This is a genomic window from Desulfuromonas sp. AOP6 (assembly GCF_009731355.2).
GTDB lineage: Bacteria > Desulfobacterota > Desulfuromonadia > Desulfuromonadales > SZUA-540 > SZUA-540.
Map to the genome: position 1 here is coordinate 2,111,183 of NZ_AP022810.1, position 19,741 is coordinate 2,130,923.

Sequence of the window (19,741 nt, forward strand, 5' to 3'; positions counted from 1 at the left end):
AGATTACCGGGTGGCACTTCTTTCCCCGGCGTTCTGAACGCCTGGAGAGCTTGAAGCCCTGTAAACGAATTCCCAGGCGCGATACTCTGCCTTCCCCTTGAAAATTCTGTTTTCTTCCGAAAAGTTGTCCTGCTGAAAGGGTTTCAGGGAACTAGAGCTGCGCACACCCATGATGCGGCCGCCCGGGTCCCTGATCAGCGCCCATTCCCCGCCTGTCATCGGGTCCGGGTAGAGTCGCCTGATATGGCGCAGGGTTTCGAGGCTGCGCGGGTCTTTGAGCAGATCTTCCAACGAGTCGGGATAAGCCCCCGCCCGAGGCCTCTGGCCGGTGCCGGCAGAAAAACGATAATAGCTGCCGATGGCCTTGCGGTACTGTTCCCCCCGCCACAGCAGCTCTTTTTCCCGGGCCTGCTGCACGACCGTCTTCCAGCTCGTTCCCGCCAGGCCGGCGGCCAGGCCGACAACCGTCACCATGACAAGAACCATCATCAACGTCAGGCCGCGCTGGTTTTTCAGGGGCTGCCAAAGGGTCATTGTTTTCTCACCAGATCATCACTGCAGAGTAAAAGTCCAGACATCACTTTCGCTGACGGCGCCGTGGCTGTCCTCGGTGACGACTTTCCAGTAATACGTTCCCGGCGCCAGACCGTCAACCTGATATTTCACCACCGCCACCGGCGTCGGCGCACTGTCACCCCCACCCCCACCACCACCACAGGAGACCAGTAATAAACCAGCCGCTGCCAGGCACAGCAGCAGCACCGACATCGCCCCATGGCGCCTCATTGACCACAGGCCTGCGCCCAGCAAGAGGCCGGCTCCCAGTAAAAGAACCGTGGATTCGACTGAGGTGGTATCAACGGAAGTATTCGGTGAAAATGCAGCATTTTCAGCATAAACAAGGGTTTCTGTCAAAGGGTCGCCATTAGCATCCGTTCCCCTCGCCCACTCGAACACCACCGAGGAACCGACAAGATCAGCGCCATTTGCCGGAGCGCGCAACCGGGCGGCCACAGGGGGGATATTGAGCTGTCCGTAGGCGGCAAGAGCGTTGACCAGACCGTAGCCGTAGAAATTATCTGGCCCAGTCTCACCCAGATCCGTGGCCGAGGCTTTCAGGGCCGTTTCAAGCTCGCCCACAGATGCGTTAGGAAAAGCATCGAGGAGCAAAGCCATGACGCCTGCCACATGAGGCGTGGAAAACGAGGTCCCGGAGTAGAGGGCATAAGGAAAGGCGGGGTCGTTCGTCGAGGTTTTGATAAGCTCGCCTGGGGCGGTCAGTTCGGGATAGATGGCGTTATCACAGGCCGATGGACCGACAGCGCTAAAGGTCGAGACGACCAGCTCCTCGCCGACACTGCCCACAGCTATCGACTCAGGATAATTCGCAGGGCTGATATCGCCCTCTTGTCCCGTGTTGCCGGAAGCAAAGACTACGGCAATGCCGGCAGTTTTAAGCCGTTGGACATCTAGGCGAAATTCGTCGATACACTTATTTATCTCCTTTTCAAACCCCCAAGAGTTGTTCACTATATGCGGAGCATCATTGCCGTCGGGGTTAAGCATCCACTGAAAGGCTTCATGGATTCTGGAGTTATCCGCATTCCCCTCGTCATCGAAAATCTTAGCGGCAATCCACTGGGTCGCCGGAGCAACTCCGATATTGTTGCCACCCAGAATAACGCCGGTGACCGCCGTTCCATGCCCTGATTGCTCTGGATTTGTCGAATACACAGGGTCATAGGGTTCCGATGTATCGCGATACGGATCAAACCAGCCACCGTTTTTTCGCCATTTGTCCGCCAGGGCCGGATGAGTGACATCGACACCGCTGTCCATGACGCCGACGACCACCCCCGCCCCCTCATAGCCAAGAGCCCAAAGCGCCGGGGCGTTAACGGCATTGAGATTGTACGACGAAACAGCCAGAGGCGCGACCGTTGGCACGGGCTGGCTCAGGCGGATGACTTCATCATAGCGGATCGATTCCACCTCGGGCATCGCGGCGATGTCTTCCACCTGTGATGCGGTCAGCTTTACAGCAAGGGCATTGATGAGCCACAGGGTCCGCTCTCCCGCTACTCTCTGCTGACGGAGATAGCGGATGACGTTCTGCTGGCTGCCCTCAGCGTGGCTTCTGAGATGACGGATGAGTTTGGCGCGGGCGGCGGCCTGCTCTTCCCCACGCCGCAGGCCACGCACGGCGAAGGACTCTATCTCTGGCGGTTCAGCAAACTGAATAATGACCGGAACAAACTCTTCCGCGGCTGTGGATTCCAAGGCATTCTGAAGCCTTTGATCCAGAACTGCGCCGAAGGCGGCACCGCAGGTCGAGGCGCTTACCATGATAAGGAAAATCAGCCACGCCGGGACACGGTATTTTTTTAAAGTCATCGTCTGTGACCTCGCTGTTTACGGATTACTTTTTATTCTACTGTACGGCACCCTCCAAGAACAGCCCCCAAAATGAACTGACCAGTCGGTGCCAAACATCCGCTTTGCGATTTAACCGGTTTATTTCCAGCGGTTCGGGCAATTGACCAGTCAATGACTCATATGAAAGGCTTTCTTCTCCCCCCGGAAAAAGTCCGAACAACCTCAATATCTTCCAACTCTTTAGGGGGTTTTACCTATGCCATTCAGCCAAACAGCAGACAATCCCCGGCCCCAGCCTGAAAAATTTCCTCCAAAAATCCCTCCAAAGACCTGTTAAAATAGGCGGAACCGTGATGTAGTACACGGACTCACCCATTTCGGCCTAGGGCAAACCCCCTTGCCCGCGGGTTGACCCCGTCGGCTGGGCGACCGTGCCTGACAGCCTCGCCAAGAGAGCAGATCACCTTTGGTGCACCTCTTGCAGCCAAGGCTTTCGGCGCTATTATTTCAGGGGCATGCTCCTTTTTCAATGTAAGCATACTGGCAAACTTCATGGCCACTTTCCGATGCAAATTAGGGACCGCTGACGGGCGGATTCTGGAAAAAGACCTAGACGCCTCCAGCAAGGGAATTCTGAAGGAAAGTCTGGAGGATCAGGGTTTCCACGTCTTTCGTATACAACGGCGCGGAATGCCCCTTACAGGCTCCTTCGATGGTCAGCAAGGGCGGCTGAGCGGCAGCCGCTTCCTCTCCTTTAACCAGGAATTTCTGGTTCTCCTGCGGGCGGGCTTGCCCATACTGCAGGTTCTGGACACCATCATGGAACGGATGGAATCAGGCCGCCTGCTGGAAATCCTGCGGGAAATCCGCGAGGACGTCAAAGGGGGCAGCTCCATCAGCGAAGCCTTTGACAGGTTTCCCCATTTTTTCCCTTCGCTCTATATCGCCTCCATCCGGGCGGGAGAACGCACGGGGGAACTCCCCGTGGCCATCGAGCGTTTCATCGCGTACCAGAAGCGGGTGGAGGCGATCAAAAGCAAAGTTCGCAACGCTTCTTTCTACCCGATCCTGCTTTCCATGGCGGTCATTGCCGTGGTCCTTTTTCTGATGCTGTTCGTCATCCCCCGCTTTACCCAGGTCTACACCGACGCACAGGTAGAGCTGCCCCTGATGACCCAGCTGCTGATCTCCGTCTCCCAAGGCATGGGAAAGGCGGCGCCCGTGCTGATACCGCTTTTGATTCTGCTGGCTTTCCTGGCCCGTGGATTTCTGCGCACCGAAAAGGGGCATTGGCTGCGGGACAGGTTCAAGCTCGTCCTCCCTTTTTTCGGTCAGCTTTTCAAAGACTACGCGCTGCTCAGTTTCTGTCGTACACTCGGCACCACTCTGTCCAGCGGCATTCCGGTGGTACAGGCGATGCAGATGTCCCGTGGCACCCTGAACAACCTCCTTCTGGAAGAACGGCTGAGCCTGGCCGTTCGTCGGGTGCAAGAAGGCGCCTCCCTTTCGGAAGCGTTGGAGGAGACGGGCTTCTTCCCACGGTTGGCTCTGCGCATGATCGGCGTGGGAGAAACGGGCGGCTCTCTTTCTTCCATGCTTGAGGATGTGGCCATGTATTACGAATCAGAGGTGGAAAAAAGGCTTGATCGCCTGACCACCCTCATTGAACCGGCGATGATGATGACCATGGGCGTGCTGATCGGTGCCATTGTCGTCGCTATGTACCTGCCCATCTTCCAGCTTGCCGGCACGGCCGGATGATGACATCGGGAGATCGCGGATGAATTTTGAGCGTAAAAAGATCGGGGAAATTCTGGTGGAGATGGGGAACCTCACTCCTTCAGAGGTCAATCTGATCCTCGACGACAGGAACGAGAGTCCCCGACGTTTCGGCGAAACAGCCATCGCCCGCGGCATGCTCAAGGAAGACATGCTCGCCCAGGCGCTGGCCCGCCAGTTCCGCATGGAATATCTTGATCCCGGCCAGTTCAGTCTGGATGCACAGCTCTATGCCGCCATTCCTTCCGGCCTGCCGGCCCGCTTCAATTTTCTGCCGGTGCGGCAGCAGGGGGATGCCCTGGTGGTGGCCGTGGGAGACCCCACGGACGTGGCGGCTCTGGACAATCTCGAAGTTATTCTCGGGCGGCCGCTCATACTGCAGGTGGCGCCGGCCGAAAAAATCCATCTCCTTCTTGAGCGCGCGGACGGGGGCTCCAAGCATGTCCTCAAGGAGGTGTCCGAGGACTTCAAGCTGCAACTGATCAAGGAGACGGACAAGGGAGAGGAGGTCCTCTCCATCGAGAAACTGACGGCGGACACCAGCCCCATCATCCGCCTGATCGACTCGACCCTCTATGATGCCCTGAGCAAGCGGGCCAGTGACATCCACATCGAAGCCGGCCACGAAGGCGTGATCATCAAGTATCGCGTCGACGGCGTCCTCTACCGCGCCACCGAGCCTCTCGACAGCCGTTTCCAGAGTCCGATCATCTCCCGCATCAAAGTCATGAGCGAACTCGACATCTCCGAGCGCCGCGTCCCTCAGGACGGCCGCTTCAAGGTGCGCCTGGGCGGCAAGTCCATCGACTTCCGCGTCTCCATCATGCCCAGCAGCTTCGGCGAGGACGCCGTCATCCGTATTCTCGACAAGGAGGCCATCGCCTCCGACCTCAAGGGACTGACCCTGGAGGCCCTGGGCATCAGCCCGCGGGAGATCGAGCGTCTGCGCCGCATGATCCGCGAGCCCTACGGCATGGTGCTGGTCACCGGCCCGACAGGGAGCGGAAAAACGACCACTCTCTATGCCGCCCTCTCTGAAATCAACAACGACCAGGAGAAGATCATCACCATCGAAGACCCGGTGGAATACCAGGTCTCCGGTGTGGTGCAGATCCCCGTCAACGAGAAGAAAGGACTGACCTTCGCCCGCGGCCTGCGCTCCATCCTGCGCCACGACCCCGACAAGATCATGGTCGGCGAAATCCGCGACCCGGAGACAGCCCAGATCGCCGTACAGTCGGCACTGACGGGACATCTGGTTTTCACCACAGTGCATGCCAATAACGTCTTCGACGTACTCGGCCGTTTTCTGCACATGGGTATCGATCCCTACAACTTCGTCTCCTGTCTCAACTGCGTCGCCGCCCAGCGCCTGGTGCGACGCATCTGCCCCAAATGCAAAAAACCCGTGCACTATGATCGTCAAACCCTTGAGCAGTCGGGCCTGAGCTTTGAGCAGTACGGCGATTTCACCTTCTACGAAGGAGCCGGCTGCGAAGACTGCCACGGCATGGGCTACAAAGGGCGCAGCGCCATCGTCGAGCTGCTCGATCTCAACGATGAACTGCGAGAGCTGATCGTACAGAAGGCACCGGTCACCCAGCTGAAGAAGGCCGCCAGAGAAGCGGGCACCATCTTTCTGCGGGAAGCGGCACTGGAAAAAGTTTTTGCCGGTCTGACCAGTCTGACTGAAATCAACCGGGTAACCTTTATCGAACAGGTGGAGCCATCGTGATTCGACGCACCTATCTGGGACTGGACCTGCATGCCGGCCACATCAGCGCCGTCGCTCTGCGCCGTCAGGCCAAGGGTTCCCTGCTGACGGGATCGGCCACCTCCCCCTTGCCGATGGACATTCTGAAGCCGTCCCTGCGCGATCCCAACATTCTCGACCCCAGAGCATTTCATAACAAGATCCAACAGGCTCTGGCGCCACTGGCAGGCCGGGAGGACCGCATCGCCCTGTCTCTGCCTGAAGGGTCAGGAAGGCTTCTGCTGACGGATACGGATACGGCCTTCGCTTCCCACGAAGAAGGTCGGGATATCCTGCGCTGGCAGCTCAAAGCCCAGTTCCCCGTTGATCCCAAGGAAATCCAGCTTGACTACCAGCTTGCCGGCAAAACCGAGGGGGGGCGGCACAGGCTGGCCGTAGCCTTTACAACCAAAAGCGTCCTGAACCAGTACGAAGAAGTCCTCTCGCAGATCGGCTTCAACCCCGCTCATATCGACTTTCACGCCCTGAATCTCTACAACTATTACCGGCCACGCCTCGATCTGGGGGAAGATTTTTTTCTGGTCGACGTCGAAGAGAACTCCTTGAGCCTGCAATTTTTTCAGGGACATCATCTCGGTTTCCACCGCAGCCGCGAAATCGAATCTTCCACCGAAACCCTCTTCCAGGAACTCCTCAGAACCCTGGTCGGCTGCGCCAAGGATTTTCCCAAGTCCAGCCGGGCCGCGGTCTATGTGCACACCAACTGGGCGAACAAGGATGAGTTGTCCGACGCTATCCGCTCGGCCTTTGGCCGGGAGCCGATGTATCTCGACCCCCATGTCGATCGCATGGGTTCCGTCTCGGCGCTCAGCCGCCCCCAGGATCTGGCCGCCGCCATCGGCGCTGCCGAACGCATGATGTGAGGCTTTTGATGAAACCACAAATCAATCTCGCCAGCCGTTCTTATATCAATCGCCGGGGCCTTAATGCGCTTTACACCGTACTCATAGCCCTCTTTCTTCTGCTGCTGTTTCTCCATGGGCGCACTCTATTTTCTCTGCAGGCAAGACAGAGCCAGGCCGAAAAGCACCTGGCCGAAGTCCGGCAAACCCTGGGTTATCTGAAAAACGACAAAAACGCGAAACAGACCACGGACGAACTGACGGCTATGCGACAGGAAATCGCCTGGGCCAACACCATTCTTCGACAGGACAGTTTCCGGTGGACCGCCCTGCTCGGCCACCTGGAAGAAGTCATCACGGACAGTACCCGTATCCGCTCTATTCAGCCTCAATTCAAGGATGGCTCTCTCAAAATCAGCGGCGTGGCTAAAAACGTGACGGCTCTGCAGGATTTCCTCGATCGGGTCGTCGCTTCACCCCATTTTACCGACGTCTACCTCTTCAGTCAGAACCGGGTGGAAATCAAGGATGCCGGGGGACGCGCCCATGAGGCTCTGAATTTTTCCCTCGAACTCAAGGGAGCCTTCTGATATGGCCAGAGAGCACCTGATTCTAACCGCCTGGAAACAGAATAAACTCTGGCCAAGCCTTTTAATGGTGCTGTTGCTGGCCAATATCGCCCTTTTTGTCGCGGAAACCCAGGTCATCGCTCCAAAGGTGACGCGCCTTGAGGAGCAACTGATAAAAAACCAGGCGGAAGCCAGGCTTGTCCGCCAGCAAGGGGCAAACGCGGCCACTCCAGAAAATACCCTGGCCCGCGGCAGGCAGGAGCTGCAGTCTTTTCGCGAGGCGATCCCGGACAAGGAATCATTCAGCGAATTGATCGGCGACATATCTATTCTGGCCAGCCGTGCCGACCTGGAAATTGACCAGATCACCTATGCTCCCGAGGAGAAACCCGAAGAAAATCTGTTGATCTATTCGCTTTCTTTCACGGTTTCAGGAAGTTACCGGCAGCTCAAAAAATTCATCCACTCTCTGGAACATTCTCCCCGCCTGATTGTCATCCATGAGCTTTCCCTGAGTGGGAGCAGTGAAAAACAACAGGAAAGTGTAAGGATGCAGATACGCCTCTCCACCTACTTCACCTCGGAGGGCGCACGATGAACAAAAAAAATCTGCTGATGCTCCTGCTTGCCCTGCTTGGTCTCTCCATCGCCTACGCGATTATTCAATACCCCCGCCAGCAGAAAATAGCCCAGGGGGAAGCCCCCGTCAGGGCAGCAAAGAGCCATCTCTCTGCGAGCGCAGCCACCGATCCCGATCACGTCCAACTCGATTTACTGACCCCTGCCGCAGAGCCGTTTCCCGCACCGAAGAAAGATCTATTCGGCCCATTGTATCGGCCGATGGCACCTGCCCCGACGCCGGCAACACGTCCGCAGGTGAAGGCTCCCTCGCCATCTCCACCGCCACCTCCGCCCGTCCAAGAACCGTTGGCGCCCCTGCCTCGTTTTACCGTCCTCGGATCACTGGAAAAAGGCGGAGATAAACAGGTTTTTCTTTCTCTCGGTTCCGAACTGTATCTGGTCAGGCTCGGCAGTCGTTTTGGTCCGGGAGAAAAATTCAACGTCGTCGACATGACGGACCGTCAACTGAATATTCGCATGACCGGAGAAGACCGTCTGATCACGTTGCCGCTGGCAGATAAAAACGCGGGGAAACCCTTGGGGATCAAGCGCAAGGTTTCCGCGCCTCTACGTGAGTCATTGCCGGCCACAGCAGACCCCGTTGAGATGACCTTGCCCGACAGCCCGACCCCGCAAGAATCGCCAGCCGAGGTTCCCAATGAAAGCGGCTCGGTTCCGTATCTGAAAATGCCCGAATGACGCCTGTCAAGAAGAGGTGCTTTATGATGAAATATATTCACAAAACCGTCGCCGTCACCGTACTGACCTCCTTTCTTCTGGGGGGCTGCGCTGGCCGCCAGGCTTTCCGGGACGGCGACCAATTCCTGAAAGAAGGGCGTTACAATCAGGCTGTAGCCAAATACGCCGAAGCCGTGGAGAAAAATCCAGATCGGCAGGAATACCGGATGCAACTGTTCAACGCTCGGTCCGAAGCCGGACTCTGGTATATGGAGCAGGGGCAAAAACATCTGGAGAAAGAACGCTATGCCGAGGCGATGGGCGCCTTTCAGCAGGCAGCCGCCCTCGACCCCAGCGTGGAAGCGGCTAACCAGAAACTGAAACTGGCCGCGACGCGCCTCAAAGCCCGCCAGGCCACCGAGGAAGCCGGTCAGTTCCTCAAGACCGGCCGTCTGCCGCAGGCGCGCAAGAGTATTGATATGGCCCTCCAGCTTCATCCCGACAATCCGGAGGCCCTGTCCCTTCAAGAAGAAATCACCGCCCTGCGCATGACCGTCATCGATGGCTTTGAATTGGCGGTTTCATCCAGCGAACCCCTGACGCTGCGTTTCTCCGATACCAACATTCGGGACGCTTTCGGCATTCTCAGTCGGCTTTCGGGGATCAACTTCATCTTCGATGAGGACATTCGCAGTCAGAAGGTCACTCTCTTCCTCGAAAAGGCCACCTTTGCCCAAGCCCTCGAACTCCTGCTGACCATGAACGATCTGGGCAAAAAAGTCCTCAACCCGAAAACCCTCATCGTCTATCCCAAAACGCGCGACAAACTGAAACAGTACGAAGAGCAGATCATCCAGACTTTTTACCTGTCCAACATCGATGCCAAAAAAGCCGTCAACCTGCTGCGCACCATGCTGCAGCTGCGCAAGATCTACGTCCATGAAGAGCTCAACGCCCTGGTCATCCGCGATACGCCCGATGTTATCCGTCTGGCGGAGCAGGTTATCTCCGCGTCGGACCGGCCGGATGCCGAAGTCATATTTGACCTGGAACTGATCGAGGTGACACACGATGACACCCTCACCCTTGGTCCCAAGCTGACGAGCTACCTGATCAAGGGCGGCCTGGCTAAAGAAGGCGTCGATACAATTGCAGATTCGATCACACTGCGCAACTTCAACAACCTGGATTTTCTCTACACCATCCCCAGCGCCACCTTCGACTTTAAAAAGGAGCTGACCGATTCGGAGACCCTGGCCAACCCCAAAATCCGGGTCAAGAATAAGCAGAAAGCCAAGGTCCATGTCGGCAGCCGGGAACCGATAATAACAGCAACCATTACGGACAATGGGATAGTTTCCGAGAACATCCAGTATGTCGACACCGGCGTCAAGCTCGACGTCGAGCCCCTCATCAACCTGGATAACTCGGTCACCACCAAAATCACCTTGGAACTCAGCAACGCAACACCGCTCAAAGGCACAACAAGTGGAACAGTGCCACTTGTTATCACTACCACCAACGCCCAGACGGTCCTGACTCTGAGCGACGGGCAACGCACCATCATTGGTGGTCTGATCAAGGACGATACTTCCAAGACCAAAACCACCTTCCCCTTTATCGGCGCCATTCCCATCCTGGGCGACCTCATCTCGGGGCACACCGACACCAAGACCAAGCGGGAGATCCTCCTCTCGATCACTCCCCATATCGTCCAAAGTGTCGATCTGCCTAAATCCAGCGTGGCCACTATCTGGTCCGGTGGCGAGGACAATCTTAAGGCCGGCCCTATGCTCGGTTCCTTTGCTGACGAGTTTGCCGCCGAGGTGGAGCAGGCGCCACAGGCTGTCGTTCCCTCGGCCCGACCCGAGCCTAAGGCGACCCCTCTACCCTCTCCCGAGGGGCAGCCCGAATCTCAGCCTCAGCCCATGTTAGAGGAGGTGCCGACCGAGACGATGCCACTCCAGCAGGAAGCGGCCATGCCGGCCGAGAGTCTGCTGCTGCTGTTCGGGCCGTCGCTGGTAAACACCGGTGAAGAATTCCCCGTCGAGGTGAAGGTGAACAACGTTACCGATCTGCACAACGCCCCGGCGGTTCTGCTCTACGACCCCGCCCTGCTCGACTTTGTGCGTGTTGAGGAGGGAGACTTTCTTCGCCAGGGGGCGACGGCCACCCGCTTAAGTGTCTTGCCAGATCCGGAAGCGGGACAATTGGTCATTGAGCACAATCAGGAACAAGGGGGAAAGGGCGCTTCTGGACAAGGGATGCTTTTCCGGGTCTTATTTAAGGCAAAAAACGCTGGGAACACCTTCCTGCATTTTGATACGATCGACTTTCAGGACGTGCAGGGCCAGCCCGTGGCCGTCCTTCCCTCTGAACTCTTCCTGGAGGTTCGATAGTTTTTGATGATGGTTGGACGGTTGTGGAAAAACCAGCAGGGCCTGACGCTGATCGAGATGCTCATCGCGGTGACCATCCTGGCCATTCTGGCCTCTGCGGTCATCCCTTTTGCCGAGGTCAACGTCAAACGCACTAAAGAACTGGAGTTGCGCCGCAGCCTGCGGCTGATGCGCACCGCCATCGACGACTACAAGGCCGACTATGACAAGGCCGTCGCCCAGAAGAAAATATCTGCCGTCGTCGGTGAAACAGGCTACCCGGAATCCCTGGACATACTGCTAGAGGGCACGGACTGGGGCGGACTATATCCCTACAAGCGCAAATATCTCCGCCGCCTCCCCCGCGACCCCTTCGATAAGTATGGTGATGGCTGGGGATTAAGAGCTTACGAGGACGATCACGATTCTACGATCTGGGGCGGAAACGATATCTATGATGTCTACTCGCAGAGTGACCTGACCGCCCTGGACGGCACCCCCTACAACACCTGGTAGAGAGCTATGAATTCTATTTTTCGATATCGAACAGCGACCGGCTTCACCCTGATCGAACTGCTGATCATCATGTCCGTCATCGGCATTCTCTTCTCTATCGCGGTTCCTAGTTACAAAAACAGTCTGATCAAGGCCCGCGAATCGGTACTGATGGAAGACCTCTTCCAGATGCGCAGCGCCATCGATGCCTACTTCGCTGACAACGGCCGCTATCCAGATTCCCTTGAAGACCTCACGGAGGGAAAATATCTGCGCTCTATCCCCCGCGACCCTTTCACCCGTTCGGCCGAGACCTGGGTGACCACCCCTCCTGCCTTCTCGTCCTCCGGAGAACTCGCTGAAGGCCAGGTTTTCGATGTGCACAGCGGCAGCAACCTTATCTCTCTTGGCGGAACGCCCTATAAAGACTGGTAACCACTACGCCAGCCTTACCTGTGCCTCCCTTCATTGCCGTCACAGGAACTTCTATGCCCGACAAAAATTTTCTAGACGATAATGCGCATCTTGACATTTTCAAGGACCTGATCGACCAGTCTTCCGACGCCATCTTTATCGTCCACCCTGAAAGCGGCCGGGTTCTCTATGCCAACCAGCAGGCCTGTACCCTGCTTGAGTATGATTATGCCCAACTCACCTCCCTGCATCTCTGGGACTATGCTGAAAACGCAACCACTCAGGACGAATTTCAGTCTTTCCGGCAGGAAATGGCCCTAGCGAAAAATCGCCGCTTCGAAACGTACCAGCGCACCCGTTCCAGACAGAGAGTTCCGGTGGAGGTCAGCGTTCGCATGGTTCGATGTCAAAACAAAGACTACCTCGTCTCCTCCGTGCGCGACATCCGCAGCCGAAAAGCTTACGAAGCCAGCCTGATCCATGAACGCAACAAACTGGAAGCCGTCATTGCCGCCATCGAGGATGGCATGACCGTGATAAGCCCCGACTACAGGGTCCTCTATCAGAACCCGAGCCACCTCCGCAAACAGGGGGATCAATTGGGGCGTCCCTGCTACCTGGCCTACCACGGCCTTGAAACCGTGTGTGAAGGATGCCTGGTAGCCCAAACACTGCAGGACGGTAAGATACACAAAAGGCAGGTCGAGGCACTGAATACGGACGGGCGGCTGCATTTCGAGGTAACCTCCTGCCCTATTCGCGATGCCGATGGGAAGATCAGCTCTGTTGTCGAATCGGTCAGGGACATTACCCGTCAGAAATTGGCGGAAGAAGCCCTGCAGGAATCGATGCGTCTGCGCACCGAGTTCATTTCCATCGCGGCCCATGAACTGCGGACGCCCCTGGCCGTCGTCATCGGCTATGCCGAACTGCTGGCGACAGCGGAAGAATCGGAAGAATTCAGCCAGGAAGAGAAGAAGGGATTTATCGAAGAGATTCTCGCCAAGGCCGGAGCCCTGAACAAAATCATTGATAAACTGTTGGATCTCAGCCGGATCGAAAGGGGCCAGAACCTCAGTATTGAAGTGAAGTCGGTCAATCTCATGGAGATGCTCCACAATATTTTCCGATCCTACGTCAACCTCTTTCCCCGCTACCGCTTTAACATCACAATGGCAGAGGATATAGCCGAAGTCTTTGAAGTAGACCGAAAAAGGATAACACAGGCTCTCGAAAACATCCTTGGCAACGCCATCCGATATTCAAAACCCGGCTCGTTCATTCACCTGAATGTCGAGGAGACTCAGGACGGTCTAAAGCTTAGTGTCAGGGATGAAGGAATCGGCATGACGGAGGATGAGGTGAAGAGGATCTTCGAGCCTTTCTATCGGGCCAGGCCCGACGACCCTACCGTTCGTGGCCTGGGTTTGGGCATGAGTCTGGTCAAGCACATCATCGAGGCGCATCGCGGGCAGATCAAGGTAGAGAGCATCCCCCTTGAGGGCACGACCGTTACCCTCGTCCTGCCACGGTCGCCATTAACTTCCTCCACCTGAGGCCGTATTCCCCAAGAAGCCTGAAGAGCCATCAGGTCAGTGTCAGAATCTGATCGGTCACCTCGGTAAACGCCACATCGTGACTGATCAGAAAGAGCTGATCGTACCAGTGTTCCGTCACTTCTTCCTGGCCAACATCGATGGCCCTGAAAGCCTGGGCCAGATTTTCACGGCGGTTCACGTCGAGGTTGGAGGTCGGTTCGTCGAAAAAGGCCAGGCGGGCGCCGATGGTCTGCAGCATGGCCAGCCGCAGGGCCACCACGGCGCTCATGGTCTGCCCGCCGGAGAGCTGGTCATCCGCCCTTTCACGCAGTTGGCCGTCGACCATGTCGCGCAGCACGATCTGGTAATTCTCGCCCCAGGCCAATTCCTCATCGGATTCCGCGATGATCCGGTAGATGCGGTTGGCCCGTTGGCTGATTTCCTCGCGGAAGCGCTCGGACAGATAGCCCGAGACATTGCGAAATACCCGGTTACGCAGGAACCTGACGAGGTCGTCCTTCTCCCTGTACACCCTGATCTGCTCCTGCTTGGAGGCAATATCCTTTTCTATCTGCGTGAGCTTGTCGACCTCGGCGGCCAGACGGGATACGTCGGCAATCAAACCTTTAACCTGCTGGCCGAGCACATTGACGCCCCCCCAAAGCTCGTCTTTTTGCCGGCGGAGCGCCTCATGCGCGGCGGCGTCGTATTCCTGGCCCGCCTGCCTGTGGACCGTTTCCATTCCTGTCAAGGCCTCGTGTAATTGTTTCAGAAGGTTTTCGAATTTTTCAAGTTCGGAACGACGTCCAACCAGCTCGGCGGCCTGCTGCTGATTGGCGACATAAAGGTCACGAGCCTGCTGGTGTCTGGCCTTCTCCTTTTCGGCTGCCTCAATGTCACCCTGCAAGCTGCGGAAGCCCTCCAAAGCTTTCAGCTTTTCTTCCAGTTGATGCTGTGCTGAGGCCCGCTCCTTTTGCAGTTGGGCCAGGCCTTCGGCGCGGCGCTCATTGGCCTCGCGACGCGAAACAAGGCTGGCAAGCTGAGCCTCCAACCCTTCGAATTTGACAGCAACAGCCTTGATGTGATCGCTGGCCCGGCTTGCCACGTTCTCTTCCTGCTCGAATTGTTGAATTTTATGCAGAAGTCGCTGTCGCTCTTTATCCAATTCGGAAAATCTGGCTGAAAAGACGTCATCCGCCGGCTTTTCAGCCAGATTGAGACAGGGCTCCTGAAAAAAAGGGCAGATCCCTTCGGCGAGTTTTTCACTTCCTTCCGTCAGTCCAGCGCGGCGCCCTTCTAGTTGTCCGAGCTGCTGGCGCACCCTCTCAAGACGCAGGCGGATCTCCGGCAGGCCCGCAGCCAAAGCCTGTTGTCTTTCATCCAGCGCCAAGGCCTCACGAGTCTGGGCAAGTGTCTTTTCTTCAGCCGCCAAGTCTTCCCGGGTTTTTTCGATGGCGCGTGACTCGACCTTGAAGCGCTCTTCCAAAATGCCGACCCGAGTGCTGAGCTCGGCTTTTTCCTGTTCAAGCCGACGCTGCACCTTGACCTGCTCACGCAGCGTGGCCAAACTGGCCTCGGCCTGTTCATAGGCCTTCTTGCCCGGGGTGGTCTCCTCAATAACCTTGCAGGCATTCACCGCTTCATCGACCAGCAGTTTCTGCTTGCCAATCAGCTCATTGCCATTACTGATCCGCACTTTGAGACCGTCAACTTCCCTTTCCAGTTCCTTGATCCTCTTTTCGCGCTGATCCACCTCAAGCAGTCGTGTCTCCAGATCCTTGAGTCGCTGCTGCTGTGCGGCAAGATCCACTTCGACCTGCGAAAGCGCCTTGGTGGCCTCCCGGTGTTCTTTCTTCTTAACCGGCAACTCGGCCACTTGGTTCTGAAGAGGCCCCATGGCGCTTTCAAGGGAATCCACCTTCGCTTTGATGGCGGCGGTCAGCACCTTGGTCTCGTTGAAGGTCTTGCGCCAGGCATCGATACCGAGAATTTCATCGAACTTGTCGCGGCGTTTGGCTGGCTGTTTGATGACGAAAGGTCCGAGGAATTCGTGCTGAAAGGGACCGATCACCAACTCGAACTGCTCGGCCAGCGAACGACCTCCGTCAAGCCCGAGCAACTCCTTCAGGCGCGCCTCGGTCTCTTTGGCGTCCTTATGCTCCTCGACCTCGAAGACGCCACCGGCCTCCTTGGCCAGCAGCCATTTGGAGGGGGTGGCGACCGTTCGACTGACCCGATAGCGCTCAGCGGCCGCTACCTGAAAGACCACCGCAATTTCACCCCGCTTGGCGCCGATAGTGACAAAACGCTCGATATTGCCGACAAAGCTCTGGGCATCGACCCCGAACAGGGCATAACCGATCGCCTCGAAAATGGTGCTTTTACCGACCCCGTTGGGGCCGGAGAGCACATTGATTCCCGGCGAAAAGGTCAGCTCGGTATCGCGGTGGGACTTGATATTCTTGAGATGGATGGAAAGTATCTGCATAGGCCCACCTGTTCGTTTCTCTGGAATCAATCCAGCAATGCCAGCAAGTCATCGCCATCGACATCGCCTTTTTTCACGGCCTCGCGCAAACGGACCGCGAGCCTCACGAGTTCCTCCTCGCGGCCCTGATAATCGCTGCCGGCTCCGATCAGTTCGTGCAGTACCTCCAGCTCGATCTCTTCGAGGCTCTTTTTGGCTGACTCCACCTCCCCGGCACTGCTGACCAGGGAGAGATGATTCTTGATCTCGACATGCAGTGGGTCGATCAGATCTTCCAGCGCCACCTTCAACCGCTCGCGGCCAAGCTCAAAGGGGTGAAAGCCGACGCGGCCGACCAGTTTCAATTCAAGCAGCGGGTGGCGCTTGTCCGTGGAGGCATTGACCTTGGCCGCTACCTGTGCGCGAAAAAGGGTGAGGGCCTGATCGGCACTCTCGGCCCCATGAAGATCGATCGTCTCGACAAACATGGGACGTGGCGACGTGTTTCTGAATTCGGCGGCAAACTCGCCCTTTTCGAAAGTGACGAGATAGTAGCCCTTGTCGTACTTCTCTTCACCAAAGTTAACCCGCTCCGGAGATCCGGGATTGAAAGCATAGGGCTTCCCCTCGGACGATTGGATGACATACGGCTTATGCCCGTGCCCAAGAGCGACGTAGCCGAATCTGTCCGCCAGCGGATACGCTTCTTCCAGCTTCATGTTGCCGATTTCGACGGGAGAATACTTCCAGATGCCGACGTGAAAAAGGAGCAGATTATTATCCGTCGTGACAGCCTTGACGATGCGCTCGACATGAGCACCCGCCTGCGCACCGATATACCCCAGACCATAGACATTGACGCCACCGATACAAAGATGCCCGCCCATGCCCGTAGCCCCATCGAAAGGATCAAAACGATAGTCGCCTTCAGCGGTTCGCGAGGGACGCAGCAGCCGGATATATCCCATGTGCGACAGGGCCTCCATCCAGGAAATATTGTCACGGCGATGAATCCAGTCGTGATTCCCCTCGATAGCGACACAGGGGATTTTGGCATCTTTCAGTGGCTGCAAGGTTTCGATGGTTTTGGCAAAGGTGCGCGGCAGTATCTGCCCGACATGAAAGAGATCGCCGGCGATGAGCACGGCATCGACCTGTTCGTGCACGGCATCGTGAGCGATGGTCGCCAGTGCGGTGAAAAAGTCGTCATAACGCTCCTCCTCACCAGCAGAGTTGCGGTAGGTTTTTCCTAAATGGATATCCGCCGTGTGAATGAAACGCATAAGCAATCAAGTCCTTGCAACCGAGAGGCGAAAAACTGAGGGGGTAGCTTGGAACCTTCAGTTTTTGGGATTTTTAGGGTAGAACTTGCTGAAGACTTCTTCCTGCATGGGGGAGCCGATGAGAATCAAAGCATCGTCTTTCTTCAGAACAGTCTCCGGCGAGGGCACGACGACAGGATCCGCCTCTCCGTGACTTTCAAGGGCGACAATGGAGCACCCCGTCTTTTCTCGAATATTGGAGCTGGCAATGGATTTGCCCACCAGCACTGCCGGTATAGAACGGCGAAAAATATTGATTCCTTCCGTGAGAAAAACAGAGGTTTTTGATTCAATAATATTCAGCAGAATGCTTCCTCCCACGGAGGCGCTTGACACGACGAAATCGGCGCCGGCCGCATAGAGCTGTGCCACGTTTTCATCGGCAGTGGCCCGCGCCACGATGCGGATATGGGATTGTGCGTGCCGGCTGGCCAGAGTGAGAAAGATGTTGGTATTGTCGTCGTTGGTGGTCACGATCAGACCACGAGCTTTATCAATGCCGCTTTTTTTCAGCAGATGGCGGACCGTCGCATCGCCATAAATGGGGATGTGTTCTTCACAGTAGGGATTTTCCTGGCGGTCGACCAGGATGAACGGCACCGGCTTGCGGTCGAGGAAACTGGCGGCGGCACAACCGACGCGGCCATGGCCGAGGATAAAAATCAGATCCTCATCCGCCTGTTCACCCGTCAGCTTTTCCAGGGATTCGAGCTGCTCCCTGGTTCCGGCCAGCACCATCAACGCGTCATCCTTCAGCAAGGTATCGGCGGTAGGAAGGGTCAAGTTGCCACGTTCCCACAGGCCTATCACGGCCAGTCCGGTATGCTGGCGGATCAGGGATTCGGAAAGGGACAAGCCGGAAAAAGGCGTGCCATGCACAGGGATTTCGGCAATAACGAGCTTGCCGAAGCTGTCGATGATATGGGCCATGGCCCCTTTGGTCGTGGCGCGCGTGGCCAAGTAGTTCCCCAGAATTTTGTGCAGGGGAATAACCTGATTAGCCCCGGCCAGGTGCAGCAGATCCCCATGCTCCGCTTCCGAAACCAGGGCGACAATGGGAGTTTCGCAAAGGGAGCGCGCTGTCAGACAGAGATTCACATTTTCGGAGTCGCTGAGGTTGGCGATAAGATAACGCGCCTCGGACACCCGTACTCCCTGCAGCACTTCCGGGTCCGTCGGAGAGCCGACAACGACTTTCACGCCGCTGTCCTCGAGATTCAGTCCTTCGTTGGCATCTGCGGTTACCACCGCAAAGGGAATCTGCCGAATTTTCAGCCTTCGAATCAGATTTCTGGTAACTGAATCGACACCGAAGATCAGGACATGACCAGAAGTTTCCGGCGGCAGTTCAACCTCCGGACGATGACTCAATCGATATTCAATCCAGGGCGCCAGAAAGAGACTGACCAGGGTGAATGGGAGGATGATCAACAGAAAGACCACCCCCGACACCGTCACCACCGCGGCAAAAATATAGCCCGGATCGCTGTGAAAGGTAATGTCCCCGAATCCCAGGGTCGTCATCACCGTAATGGACCAGTAAATCCCGGCAATCAGCGAAAACTCGCGCCCTTCCAGATGCCACATGAAGTAGCGGAACAGAACGGCATAAAGAAAAATCATTCCGGCCAGAAAAATACAGTAATAGACCAGATATTTAATGTTTTTGACCACTCTGCCGCGAAGAAAATAGGCAAGCTCCGACGCGATTGTTTTCATTCCACCTCACCTGTCTTGAAAAAAGGATCTGCCAAGTTCACCATTTTATAGCAGGTCATAAACACCTGAGCAAACAAAGGGAGTAAAAAAGACAAAAGCCCTCATTTTCTGAGGGCTTTTTAAACGTCATAAAGCAGAGTGTTGAGATGGTGCCCGGGACGGGAATCGAACCCGTACAGCCATAAGGCCGAGGGATTTTAAGTCCCTTGCGTCTGCCAGTTCCGCCACCCGGGCAATGCAGCGCTAAAACTAATCAATTTGACGGGGAAGTGTCAACTGAAAACATGGTATATTGCGGGCACTGATTAACTTTCAAAGGAGGCCGTGTGTCCCCCAAAATATTGAAATGTCCCCGGTGCGGCGAGGCTGTTACCGTCTATCGCAATCCCGTTCCCACCGTGGATATCATTATCCGCCGTGGGAATGCTATCGTACTGGTCGAACGCAAGAACCCGCCGCTGGGTTGGGCGCTGCCGGGTGGGTTCGTCGACTATGGTGAATCACTGGAGGCGGCCGCCATGCGGGAGGTTCAGGAAGAAACGGGGCTGTCGCTGACGGAGCTGAACCAGTTCGGAGCCTATTCAGACCCCGCGAGGGATCCGCGTCAGCACACCATCTCTTTTGTCTTTACAGCCACAGGGGAAGGCCCCTTGGTCAGCGGCGACGACGCCGCCGACGCCCGCTGGTTCGAACTGGAAAATCTTCCGCAGCCCCTGTGCTTCGATCACGCCAGGATCGTGCAGGACTACCGGGAGAGGTCATTGTGATT

Annotated in this window: 16 protein-coding genes and 1 tRNA gene; 11 read left to right on the forward strand and 6 right to left on the reverse strand. The window is 56.5% G+C overall.

What is annotated here, in order from left to right; genetic code table 11:
* Positions 1-3 precede the first annotated feature (3 nt).
* On the reverse strand, positions 4-534 hold the full coding sequence (locus AOP6_RS09905; RefSeq protein WP_155876577.1) for a type II secretion system protein: 531 nt from the start codon (positions 532-534) through the stop codon (positions 4-6).
* A gap of 18 nt (positions 535-552) precedes the next feature.
* Entirely contained in the window at positions 553-2,394 is a 1,842-nt protein-coding gene (locus tag AOP6_RS09910; protein WP_155876578.1) for a S8 family serine peptidase, read from the reverse strand.
* Between the two features lie 534 nt (positions 2,395-2,928).
* On the opposite strand from AOP6_RS09910, the gene AOP6_RS09915 reads away from it, so the two are divergent.
* Genes AOP6_RS09915 through AOP6_RS09960 form a run of 10 tightly spaced genes read left to right on the forward strand, consistent with a single transcriptional unit; the run spans position 2,929 to position 13,482 of the window.
* On the forward strand, positions 2,929-4,137 hold the full coding sequence (locus tag AOP6_RS09915) for a type II secretion system F family protein (RefSeq protein WP_155876579.1): 1,209 nt from the start codon (positions 2,929-2,931) through the stop codon (positions 4,135-4,137).
* A gap of 19 nt (positions 4,138-4,156) precedes the next feature.
* Complete coding sequence (locus tag AOP6_RS09920) at positions 4,157-5,890, forward strand: GspE/PulE family protein (protein ID WP_155876580.1); 1,734 nt, start codon at positions 4,157-4,159, stop codon at positions 5,888-5,890.
* Positions 5,887-6,792 (forward strand): hypothetical protein, encoded by a 906-nt coding sequence (locus AOP6_RS09925; RefSeq protein ID WP_155876581.1) that lies wholly within the window; start codon positions 5,887-5,889, stop codon positions 6,790-6,792. Before AOP6_RS09920 ends, AOP6_RS09925 begins: the two co-directional genes overlap by 4 nt.
* 8 nt (positions 6,793-6,800) lie before the next feature.
* On the forward strand, positions 6,801-7,361 hold the full coding sequence (locus AOP6_RS09930) for a PilN domain-containing protein (protein WP_155876582.1): 561 nt from the start codon (positions 6,801-6,803) through the stop codon (positions 7,359-7,361).
* Position 7,362: 1 nt separating this feature from the next.
* Complete coding sequence (gene pilO / locus AOP6_RS09935; protein WP_155876583.1) at positions 7,363-7,938, forward strand: type 4a pilus biogenesis protein PilO; 576 nt, start codon at positions 7,363-7,365, stop codon at positions 7,936-7,938.
* On the forward strand, positions 7,935-8,660 hold the full coding sequence (locus AOP6_RS09940) for a hypothetical protein (RefSeq protein ID WP_155876584.1): 726 nt from the start codon (positions 7,935-7,937) through the stop codon (positions 8,658-8,660). The genes pilO and AOP6_RS09940 overlap by 4 nt, the downstream gene beginning before the upstream one ends.
* A gap of 23 nt (positions 8,661-8,683) precedes the next feature.
* A complete protein-coding gene (locus tag AOP6_RS09945; RefSeq protein WP_213194549.1) occupies positions 8,684-11,038 on the forward strand; it encodes a secretin N-terminal domain-containing protein in 2,355 nt (784 codons plus the stop codon).
* 6 nt (positions 11,039-11,044) lie between these two features.
* Positions 11,045-11,533: a type II secretion system protein gene (locus tag AOP6_RS09950; RefSeq protein WP_155876586.1), complete on the forward strand. Its 489-nt coding sequence runs from the start codon at positions 11,045-11,047 to the stop codon at positions 11,531-11,533.
* Between the two features lie 6 nt (positions 11,534-11,539).
* The gene (locus AOP6_RS09955; RefSeq protein ID WP_155876587.1) at positions 11,540-11,947 is read left to right on the forward strand and encodes a prepilin-type N-terminal cleavage/methylation domain-containing protein; all 408 of its coding nucleotides are present in this window, start codon (positions 11,540-11,542) and stop codon (positions 11,945-11,947) included.
* Between the two features lie 53 nt (positions 11,948-12,000).
* A complete protein-coding gene (locus AOP6_RS09960; protein ID WP_155876588.1) occupies positions 12,001-13,482 on the forward strand; it encodes a PAS domain-containing sensor histidine kinase in 1,482 nt (493 codons plus the stop codon).
* 31 nt (positions 13,483-13,513) lie between these two features.
* Here the strand turns inward: AOP6_RS09960 and AOP6_RS09965 are convergent, their stop codons facing one another.
* The 4 genes from AOP6_RS09965 to AOP6_RS09980 all read right to left on the reverse strand — a co-directional run bounded on the left by AOP6_RS09965 (position 13,514) and on the right by AOP6_RS09980 (position 19,206).
* Positions 13,514-15,952 carry an SMC family ATPase gene (locus AOP6_RS09965; RefSeq protein WP_155876589.1) on the reverse strand — a complete coding sequence of 813 codons (2,439 nt, stop codon included), beginning with the start codon at positions 15,950-15,952 and terminating at the stop codon, positions 13,514-13,516.
* Positions 15,953-15,978: 26 nt separating this feature from the next.
* Positions 15,979-17,214 carry an exonuclease SbcCD subunit D gene (locus AOP6_RS09970; RefSeq protein ID WP_155876590.1) on the reverse strand — a complete coding sequence of 412 codons (1,236 nt, stop codon included), beginning with the start codon at positions 17,212-17,214 and terminating at the stop codon, positions 15,979-15,981.
* A 57-nt stretch (positions 17,215-17,271) separates the two neighbouring features.
* Complete coding sequence (locus AOP6_RS09975) at positions 17,272-18,972, reverse strand: potassium channel protein (RefSeq protein WP_155876591.1); 1,701 nt, start codon at positions 18,970-18,972, stop codon at positions 17,272-17,274.
* A 147-nt stretch (positions 18,973-19,119) separates the two neighbouring features.
* Positions 19,120-19,206: transfer RNA gene (locus AOP6_RS09980), tRNA-Leu, on the reverse strand.
* Positions 19,207-19,298: 92 nt separating this feature from the next.
* On the opposite strand from AOP6_RS09980, the gene AOP6_RS09985 reads away from it, so the two are divergent.
* Entirely contained in the window at positions 19,299-19,739 is a 441-nt protein-coding gene (locus tag AOP6_RS09985; protein WP_155876592.1) for an NUDIX hydrolase, read from the forward strand.
* Positions 19,740-19,741 lie beyond the last annotated feature (2 nt).